The sequence below is a fragment of the Deltaproteobacteria bacterium genome (assembly GCA_016210005.1).
GTDB lineage: Bacteria > Desulfobacterota > Binatia > HRBIN30 > JACQVA1 > JACQVA1.
Window position 1 is genome coordinate 1 of the sequence record JACQVA010000209.1, and the last position, 10,130, is coordinate 10,130.

Annotated in this window: 5 protein-coding genes; all 5 read right to left on the reverse strand. The window is 64.4% G+C overall.

The window, feature by feature from the left end; genetic code table 11:
* Nucleotides 1–428 precede the first annotated feature (428 nt).
* The 5 genes from HY699_20450 to HY699_20470 all read right to left on the reverse strand — a co-directional run bounded on the left by HY699_20450 (nucleotide 429) and on the right by HY699_20470 (nucleotide 9,903).
* Nucleotides 429–2,615, reverse strand: coding sequence for a hypothetical protein (locus HY699_20450; GenBank protein ID MBI4518180.1), 2,187 nt, complete (start codon nucleotides 2,613–2,615; stop codon nucleotides 429–431).
* Nucleotides 2,616–2,897: 282 nt separating this feature from the next.
* Complete coding sequence (locus HY699_20455) at nucleotides 2,898–5,609, reverse strand: hypothetical protein (protein ID MBI4518181.1); 2,712 nt, start codon at nucleotides 5,607–5,609, stop codon at nucleotides 2,898–2,900.
* Between the two features lie 34 nt (nucleotides 5,610–5,643).
* On the reverse strand, nucleotides 5,644–7,695 hold the full coding sequence (locus tag HY699_20460; protein MBI4518182.1) for a hypothetical protein: 2,052 nt from the start codon (nucleotides 7,693–7,695) through the stop codon (nucleotides 5,644–5,646).
* Nucleotides 7,696–7,912: 217 nt separating this feature from the next.
* Nucleotides 7,913–8,479, reverse strand: a complete 567-nt coding sequence (locus HY699_20465) for a hypothetical protein (protein MBI4518183.1) — start codon at nucleotides 8,477–8,479, stop codon at nucleotides 7,913–7,915.
* Nucleotides 8,480–8,583: 104 nt separating this feature from the next.
* Entirely contained in the window at nucleotides 8,584–9,903 is a 1,320-nt protein-coding gene (locus HY699_20470; GenBank protein ID MBI4518184.1) for a hypothetical protein, read from the reverse strand.
* Nucleotides 9,904–10,130 lie beyond the last annotated feature (227 nt).

Below are 10,130 nucleotides of genomic sequence, written 5' to 3' on the forward strand. Positions count from 1 at the left end.
ACCTTCACCCGGCAGGACCTCGCCAGTCTGCTGGAAAAACTCCACGCGAAGGAGTGTCCCCTTGCCAAAGCTGCGTGATTGCATGATCAAAATACGTCACCGTAATTGCGAGATGGAGTACTAAGCGTGATCTCGGCGTTCACCAAGCCCATGTCGCCGGGATTTTAGCACCGAAGCCGAGCCCTGCCCAACTCAAGCTCTTGTTTTGACTACTCACGCGCCGGAAGTCCGAAGTAGTAGGGCAGGCTGTGCCTGCCGACTCGGGGCGCGATCGCCAATCGCAGGCGCCGTTGTCATTTGCGCTTCGGATTCCTGGCGCCAGACGCTGGAGAAAAAAAAGGGGCCCTCTTGCGAGGGCCCCTGGTTATTCATCAGCTTGCGAGCTTCAGTGCCGGCGGCTAGCCGCCGGCACTTGCCTCACGCACTGACTACTTCTCGCCGAACGTCCACGTTACCAACTGCGGCTGGACTACGCGCACCGGCCCAGGCAGGCCGACGCCCTTGTCCACCAGCGGGTTGCCGGTGATGCCGGTGCAGAACATGCCCGCCGCCACCGGCGCGTAGTTGTCCGGAATACCGCTGGCCGACGCTTCCTTGGCCGACGTCGTGGCATCCTGGTCGTACGCAGCGTTGCCGCGGAAGCCGGCCCAGGCGGCCCAGCCACCCAGCTCGCTACCGCTAGTGACGCAGCTACCCGCTGCGCAGGGAGTCCCACCGTCAGTGGGGCAGCCGTTCTTTACGTTCGAGGCGCCCGAGCAGGCACCGCAGAAGGCACTGCCGCCCGGCCAACCGTCGTGGCCAGACACCGCTGCGGACGCCGTCATGCTGGTGGTCCCGGTATTCAGGTCGAACGGGTTCGGGATCACACCGAGATCGGTCCACGGCGCGGGAGCAGAGGGTAGACAGGCTCCTGAGGTATCGCCGTCGTTGTCAGAGCAAGTAGTACCCGAGCCGCTGTCGCACGCCCCAGCCTGACAGGTCGGGCACGCACCGTTGGGGCCTTGCCCGAGATACACGGTAGTCTCGATGGGTGCTTTTGTCGTCGCGGCGCCGGTATCGAGGTTCACGCCGCCGAAACCGGAGAGGCCACCCTCGCAGGTACCGCCAGGGCAGTCGGTGTCGCTGTTGCACACGAGCCCGTCGTTCGCGCCTAGGTAGCAGTGACCCTTGTCGGTAGCTTCCAACGCCGCATCATAAGTATCAACGATACGCCCCGTCCTCGTTACCAGACAGGTGGGAATACCGTTGGACACTTGCGCCGTCGGGGCGTTGAGCAGGTTACCCACCGTACCCTGGTTGCCGCGCAGTTCGCAGACAATCTGGCCACTGGCGGTGCACAGGCTCTGTGCCTTCGATGAGATGACACTCGTGGCAATGCCGCAGGTCCCAGCACCGGTGCAGGCGCAGCAATCCGGGCCACAGTACGCGGTGCCGCCCGCCTGTACGATCTTCACGTCGCCGTCATCGCAGTCACCATCTTTGATGCAGGGCGAGCCGTTGCGAGCGCCCGCGCCCTGGCAGCGGCCGATACCCATCGGAGTTGCGCCGCCGGCGGAGGCCGAGCCTTCACCCTTTGACTTCACTGCAATCTGCAACAGGTTAGGCAAGCTGATGCTGGTCCGCCGGCGCGGTACGGTCGGCATCGTGTACGCCGAGGTCTTCGCACCCGTCGGCCGTGTCAGGTAAGCGAGTTTGGTCAGCGTGCGAGTATTGGCATCGGCGGCGATACCATTGGTCATATCGCCGGCCATGCCCTGGGTAATGCAGTCCGCAACGTCATCGATTTCGATGATGCATTCGCCGCCGCTGGTGGTGGCACAGGTGGATCCGGGCACCGACGAGCAGTCGGCGTTGCTGGTACACGACACGCCGACGGCGGTGGTTCCAATCTTACACTGGTGGCAATCTTTGTTGCTCGCGCAAGCCTCAAACGAGCCGGTGCCGCCACTACCGCCGCCTGTGCGGCACTTGCCCTTGCACTGCGCCGTCGGCAGGCCGAGGTCAGTCAGGTCGATACCGCTGCACTTCGAGTTCAAGCCCTTGAGCAGGTTCTTCGCCCCACCGTTGAACGACCCCCAAATGCCGCCCGGCTGCAGCTCGCAGCGGTAGGTGTCGTTGACGTCGGTCGGATTGCAACCCTTAGTCCGAACACAGCCCTTGTCGAACTCCACACAAATATCGGCGCCCCCTGGGCAGTCGCCGTTGCTTGAGCATGGTGTGGCGGTGGTGATCTTGCAGTGTCCCGGACACTCGGTGTCGCCGGGCGTGGCAATCTCAGGGCCTCTGCACGGCAGGCTCTTTCTCGCGCCATCCTTGCAGTAGCCGTTGTTCCCGCCTATGCATTCGTCTTTGTCATTAGTCCCGCCGACGCAGCGCCACTTGCCCGCGGCGTCCTTGTTCTTGCCGGCCAGGTTGGCATCGATAACACCGATAATCTGCCCCTGGAGCACGGCGACGTAACCCTTGGCGAGCGCCAGGATCTCCTTGCCGCACTTCTTGGTCAACACGCACGTCGGATCGGCCATGTTGGTGAGGCACGCTGTCGCTGCGAACGCCTGGCTCGATCCGAGCGTGGCGGCCGCTAGCACCGTGGCCCCGATAATCAATTTCTTCATTTGCTCCTCCCTCAAAATCTCACTTGATGGTGAATGTAGCCTCTGGGTCCCCCCGCGGACCGGTCATCCAGGGTCAAACGGCGGGTCCCGCCCATATTCATTACGCTGTGTTACCAATCCTCGAACCAGCACCGGACTCCCTCGTGTCACCCGGGGCCGATTATCCGGCGGGCCGAAAGACTTTGTCAAGTAACAATTGCGGCCCGGCGCCGACCCCGGCGCCTTGGCCACAAATATACCGCACAGATTCACGTTCTCGCCCCGCTTATGGCAGCCGGCACGTCACTCAGCCGCCGGCTCCGCTACACCGGAAATGACGTTGACAACGGTGTTGTCGCCGACCTGGTTGGTCTCGATAGCCGGGAATGCCGTTGCTAGCCGCCCGCCAGCGGTACCGCCGGTCGGGTTGGAAGTCAACGCCTCGCAAGAGAACGGTTTACCACTGACCCCTGAGACGCAGGTGGGATCCTTGCCACCTGAGCACTGCCCGTCGATGATCACGCTGCCGGTGAACGCGTTAGAATCCACAACCACCGCCGATGCCCGTCCTGTCGTCTGCGGCAGGGTCTGGCCCTCGCCCTGTGAAGATGGGGGGTCATCGGCAGTACAAGGGAGACCGTCCGGCCCCTTGGCCGGGTCGGTCGGGTCATAAGAGCAGTTGCCCCCGTCCGCACTCGTGATGGTACCGATCGCGGTGGTGTTCATCAGCAGCGCCGCACCGGGTACTTGGGTCTCGGGCAAGTTGTAGGAACGGAAGTGGAATGGGCTATTGCAGACGCCGGGGTGGGGGCTGGTAGCGCTGCAGTCGTTGCCGCAAATGCCACCTATCCCGCAGTCGCTGTCGTCGTCGCATAGGGTTCCGACCGGTACCTGGTAGGCGGTAGTACACTTCTGCTTACTCTCCATGCACGCCAGGCGGTTGCGCCGCTCCGGCAGCGGATCGGCCGCATTGCAAGTTGGGTCGTCCGGGCTGTTGCAGACCGCACCCTCGCCGCAATCGCTGTTCTTGGTGCAGCGCTTACGGTTGTTAGCGCCGCCGAAGCACAAGCCGCCGCCCTGGAAGAGCCCTTCGCAGACACCACCCGAGCAGTCGAGATCTTCATTGCACAAGTTACCGGCCGCGGCACCGCTTGCGGCGCTGCATACGCCGGGGCCCTGCACGTTGCAGAGGCCGAAGAAGATGCACTCGTAGTCCGCGGTGCACGAAGCTCCCGGATTTGGCCCGCCGTTGCATTTCAAGTCGACGCAAGTACCGCGTATGGTGCAATCCTCATCGCCGGCGCAAGCCACACCGGCGCGCGGCCCGTGGGTGCAGGTCCGCGTCGTGGTCGTGTTGTGATCCAGGCCGATCTCGACATTGACGTTGGCAAGTCCCTGCGCGCCGCAACCGATGTATCCCGAACCGGAATTACCGGGTCCGTGTATCGATGGATCGTCGCCTCCCCTGACGCAGGCGCAAGCCAGCGTCGGCACCCTCACTGGCTCGAAATACACGGAATCCGATTTGACCACCATCGGTATACGGCCATCCGGGTTTGCCTTGCCGGTGGTAATCTTCTGGTGGCCGATCATCGGGCCGATACTGACCGGCAAGCTGGCGGACACCAACAGGGCGCGCGACTTGTTCTGGCACACCGGTGATGAGGTGGTTGGACCGCACTGGCTGCCGCAAATCGTGGCACAATAGCCGTCGGTACCGCCGGCGTTACAATCCGTGTCCGCCTTACAGGTCTTACCCGGCGTAGTGCCGCCGTTGCAGACAAACATGGCATTGCATCTGCCGCCAGTCCCGCAGCCGCTATCGGCAGTGCAGGCTTTGCCCTTGTTGGCGCCGCTAGCCGCGCTGCACTGCAAACTGGGGCACTCGCCACCCGTGCCACAATCGGTATTCTTGGTACACCGTTTACCGATGTCACCCTTGGTGCAGGCGCGGCAGGCCTCGGGCAGGTTGGTGTTGGAGCAGCTCCTACCCGCCGCCGCGCCGCCGAGGCAAATGTTCGAGGCGGCACAATCTTGGCCGATGCGGCCGGGCAAGCCCGCCGAGCACTCGCCCGCCCCCAGACAGGTGCCGTTGTAACCGCAATCACCCGGGAGCGTTGTGGTGCCGGTCTCGCCGACGGCGGTGCACTGCTTGCCTTGCGTCGGCCCACCGCTGCAGACAGCGCCACTGAAGAGGAACGGCCGATCGGTCTCAATGGTGCAGTTATTGGCGCAGCCGTCGCCGCCGAACGTCTTGCAGGTGCCGGCGCCGCAATCTGCATCCGAGGTGCAGTGGGCGCCGTAACAGGCGTAACCCTTCTTGGTCGCATCATTTACGCCGCAATCGGTTTCGGCGGTGGCCGGCGTGCAGGCGGTACCAATCTTTGGACCGGTCTGACAGAAATTCGGACCGTCGACGCAGGTGCCGCCGTCGTCGCACTCCTCGGTCCCTTCCTTCTCCCCGTTGCCGCAAGCCGCCACCGCTGATGTCGGCTTCGGCGTTGCCGTCGAGGTGGAAGGCGGTGTGTCGGTCGGCGTCGATGTCGGCGTTGGCGGCGGCAGCGTGGCGGTGGCGGTGCTGGTGGGCGTCTCGGTGAGCGTAGCGGTAGCCGTGGGCGTGTCGGTTACCGCCGGCGTATTAGTCGGGGTGTCGGTCGGCAATGGAGTATTGGTTGCCGTCGGCGGCAACGTGTTGGTTGGGGTAAGCGTGGGCAACACCTGCGGGCAGTTGGCGGCATCGAGGAAGGAGGCGACGCAGGCGTTGACCTCCTCGGTGGAAACGACGCCGTCATGGTTCTGGTCGGCGTTCTCGCAGGCGGAGACGGTTTGCACGCTCTGGCTGATATTAACGCAACGCTGCACTTCGGAGATGATGACCTTGCTGTCCTCGTTGCAGTCGCCGACGCAGACGGCGTGAGTGGCGGCGGGAAGTCCCGCGATGCCGGCCGCCGCCAAGAACAGCGTCGCGCCGATAACCGTCCGGAACCGCTGCGTGTTGAAACGCGTCATAATCATGCCCTCATCTCACCCGTTATCTGGACCTGAAGCGCTACTCTACCGTAATCGTCCCGTCACTGCCGCCGACGCTGCTCTGCGAGCCGTCCGGCGTGGAGGCATCGCCGATGTTATCGAGCACGATGGTCTGCCCGCCGGCACCCTGCGCCACTACGAAGGTACAGCGGAACACGGCGCCGCCGGGAATGGCCGCGTTGTTGTTAGGCGCCAACACGCCCACGCGCAAGGTGTTGACGGCACCGCCCTCGATAACCTTGGCGACGACGGTCTTGTTCGCCGCCGTGCCGGCGCCGATGGCATCGTCCACCGCACACTCGGGATTATTGCTGCCGTCGAGCATCACCGACAGCTTACTCGGATCGAAGCCGATATCCATCGCCAGCCCCGAGAGCGTGGCGCCACGCAGCACCAGCGAGCCGGTCACGCTCACCGAGCCACCGGCCGCGGCGCTGGCCGAGGTGAGATTGAGCGCCGGCGGCGCGCCGGTGACTTGAATCTGGCCATCGCTGCCCAGCGCGGTGACGACGTTCCCGTCCGGATTGGAGGCACCTGGGGTGTTGTTCAGCGTAACACTACGCGTGGAGGTCTCCTGGTTGACGGTGAAGCGACAGGTGTACAGTGCCCCTTCGCCAATGGCCGTGTTGTTGGTCAGGCCGATGAGACCCACGCGCAGAATGCGCCGGCCGCTGGGCGCGCCGCTCGGGAAGCTGGTGATGAGCTGTTTGCCGGCCAGGCGGCCGTCGAGCTGGCAATCCGGCTGTCCGGCCGCCAGCGCCACGTCCACCAGCGCGGGGTCGAACTCGATGTCGTTCGAGAGCGCCGACACGGTCGAGCCATGGGTCACCAACGAAACCGGCACCGCCACACTCTGGCCGGCAGCCGCCGCAACCATTTCGAGGTTCACCTCGACGGCATTCGGGGTGTTGGTCGGCGTCGAAGTCGGCGTCGCGGTCGGCGTCGCCGTCGGGGTCACGGTCGGGGTCTGCGTCGGGGTGGCGGTATCGGTCGGGGTGAAGGTGACGGTCGGGGTATCGGTGAAGGTGCTCGTCGGCGGCGGTGCAGTCGCTGTCGCAGTGACGGTGACGGTGGCGGTGTTCGTCGGCGTCGCCGAGGGTCCCGGGGTGGTGGGCGACGCCGTCGGGGTATCGGTTGGTGTCGGCTCCGGCGTGTCCGTCACCGTCGGTGTGTTCGTCGTGGTCGGAGTCAGGGTCACAGATGGAGTATTGGTCGGGGTCGGCGGTGTTCCGCTCGGCGTCGGGGTTACCGGGGTATGGGTCTTAGTCGCGGTGGCCGTGGGGACTTGGGGTCCGGTCGGTGTCCGCGTGGCGGTGGGGAAGCGCGTCGGCGTAGCAGTAACCACCTGGCCCGCCTCGGTGAGGATGCGCTGCACGTTGGAATCGACCGCGGCCATGCCGAAGGCGCTGTCGTTGATGTCGCAGGCGTCGGCGCCGGCCACGGTGCCCGAGGCGGCTCTCACCGCGTTGACCAAGTTGCGAACGTCGTGCGCGTTGTAGTTGCACAGCGGGGTACCGCTGCCGACCTTGCTGAGAATCAACCGCACCGCCGCCTCGCTGTTGAAGTCGATGTTGACGTCGTCGCCGAGGCTGAAGACAAAGGCACGGGTTAGCGTGCAGTCCTCTTCGGTACCAACCTGCACCAGCAGGCGGCCGTCGCCGCAGTCATCTTCGGACAAACCGTCGGGCACAGTAATCGCGTAGCGGCCGTGGCCGTCGGTATCACCGCGGTCCAAGAGTCCGCCGCCGGTGATCTTGCCGCTGTCAATGTCCCAAGCGGCGATACGCCACAACTCGACGCTGACGCCTCGTCCGACCGGGATCACGTCGCCGCTCAGGGCCTCGGCCTGGGCCAGCACCAAGGCGGCGAGGCGCTGCACTAACGACGGCGAGGCGGCAACCCGCCCGTCCGGCATCAGCACCTGCCCCACCACTGTGCCCGGCGGTGGTACCGGGGTGGGCGGAAAGATGACCCGCACCTCCGCGTCGCCTCCACATCCGGCAGCCAGTGCCACCATCAACAGGAGTGCGCCAACCCGAAACGAGTCTAGCGCCGTAAACCGCCGCATCATGAGGTGGCCTCCCCCAATGTCATCGTGCACGCCAACACCGTCGTCAGCACGACGGAAGGACTTGTGGCTACCATTTGTGCGCGATTAGAGTCAACAAAAATTTGCACTCCCCCCGCCGCGGGACACCCATGTGGGGTTGAATCAACCAACCGACCGGCCGGCCTCAGCCCCCTCTGTTGTCGCTCGCTCACCCGCGGTCACCGAGAGCCAAGCAGTTCTACGGCGCCACCGGGGCCGGTGCGGCTGGCTGCGAGCGTTGTTGTTGCCGCTCCCGTAATCGCTGCATTTCCGCAGCCATCATGTTCTGTATCTCGCTGGCAATGGGGATCGAGCCGACGCTGAACCAGCCCTCTTTTGGAGCGTATCCCACTCCAACTTGCTTTCCGTTCCATGCCGGATCAGGTTGCGTGAAGGTCGGCTCGCCGTAACGTTTCTTCAACATTCTCACGACGTCGTCGCGACTGTTCTCGCCGAAGTAAACTACTACCACCCACAGCTGTTCCTTCCAAAAACGCAATTCCAAGGAGACCGGTTTACTTAGGCCGGACAGCTTTACGCCTAGCTGGTGATAGCGCTGGAGCAACGGGCTCAGGATGGTGGCGGCCCCCAGGTTCTCGCTATCGTTCATTTTCCGCATCTTGGGATACGTCTTCTGGACCTCAGAGAGCGGCTGGCGCAGCTTGAGTTTATCGAAACCCGGCTGGTCGTTGCGCATCCCCCATGCCGGGCCTACGGCCAGCAGCGCAACGAGCACGGTGGTGCTGATCGAACGGCTTGCAACCATGCGGTGGTCCCTAGATGCGGCAGGGGCGATGCCGCGTGCGACATCGCCCCTGCCTGTGATCCGCCCCTCAATCAGAGGATCCGTTACGAAGTGACCGCCTGGGCCTATTTGGCGGTGAAGATACTGGTAACGACGTTATCCTGAATCTGGGCCGCATCCAGGGATGAGTACGCGGCCACGCTCGCCGACCCGCTGGCAGCGGGCAGGTTGGCGCAGTTGAACGGGGTGCCTGAAATCTCGGCGATACACGGCACGCCGCCGCAGTCGCCACCCTTGCCGATGTAGGCTTCCACCTCGTTGTTCGCATCGGTTATGCTGGCCCGGGCGGTCCCGGTCGTCGTCAGCAGCGTGTTGGCGATACCCTGAGCGACCGCCGGGTCGTCATCGTCACACGGGACTCCATTGGGGCCCTTCGCCGGGACGCAGGTGCCGCCGCCCTTACATGCCGAGGCGCTGGAGGTGCAATTGGTTCCCGGGTTCGAGCCTTCGCTGCAAACCTTGGTGCGGGTTTCGGTGGCGCAGCTGCCGCCGTCCGAGATCTGGCCGATGGCCGTGCTGTTGTAGATCAGAGCCGAGCCGGGGCCGCCTGTCTCTGAGCGCGCGATCACCGGCTTGCCGTTGCACACGCCCGGATGCAGCGTGTTGGTGTCAGCCGTGCCGGTGGCGCAGGTTGGATCGTCGTCGCCGATGCTATGGTCCATATCGTAATCAACGTCTATGCCTTCCAGGCCGTTGCAGCCGACCTCGCCCTGAGACGAGATACCGGGGCCGAAGTCAGGCACCTCTTTGCCGCGCACGCAAGCGCACACCAGACCGGTCACTTTCACCGGGTTGAAGCGCACGTCGGCCGCCTTTCCAACGATTGGGCGCTTGCCGTCGCCGGCCGAGGCCCGCTCGCCCCCGAGCTGGTAGACCTGGCTACCCGAAAGGTTGAGTGGAAGAGAGAAGGCCGCCGTTTGCAGTGTGGCCTTGCTCTTGGCCGGGTCGAATTCAATGGGCATCGCGGTTTCGGTGGTGCAGTTGGAAGCACAGCCGTCCCCACCAAGGGTGTTGCCGTCATCGCACGTCTCATCGCCTTGCGGTGTTCCGTCGCCGCAAGCGCCGCCATCGCCGATGGTGTTAGTGGCCGTCGGTGTGGCAGTTGGGGTCGCGGTATCAATCGGCGTACCATCCGGTGGGGTATCGGTGGGCGTCGCCGTGGCCTGGATCACCGTGGGCACGGTGTTGGTAGCCGTCGGCACCGAGGTGCGAGTTGCGGTCGGTGGCGCCACCGTGGCCGTCCTGGTCGCGGTGTTTACGGGTGCCTGCGTGCTGGTCGGTGGGACCGGCCCGCCGCCGTTATCGTTGTCATCGCCGCAGGCCGAGAGAAACATCAACCCTGCTGCCATGACGAGCATGCCCAATAGCTGGTGCCGAGTCTTCATGCCGTCCTCCTTCTACGATCCCACAGTGCGGTTGCGTGTATCCCCGGCGGCAGCCTCGAATTGCACTACTCCGCCGAAGCGGCACGACTCTTAGCCGGAAGCGGAAAGGCTTGTCAAGAAAAAAGCTGCGACGGAGTTGCGGCGGGTGCGTGCAGCCGACCGGGCAAATCCTCACCAGTCTGACAGTACTGAGTACTGTCAGGCCGAGGCCCCATGGCCGAAAGGGA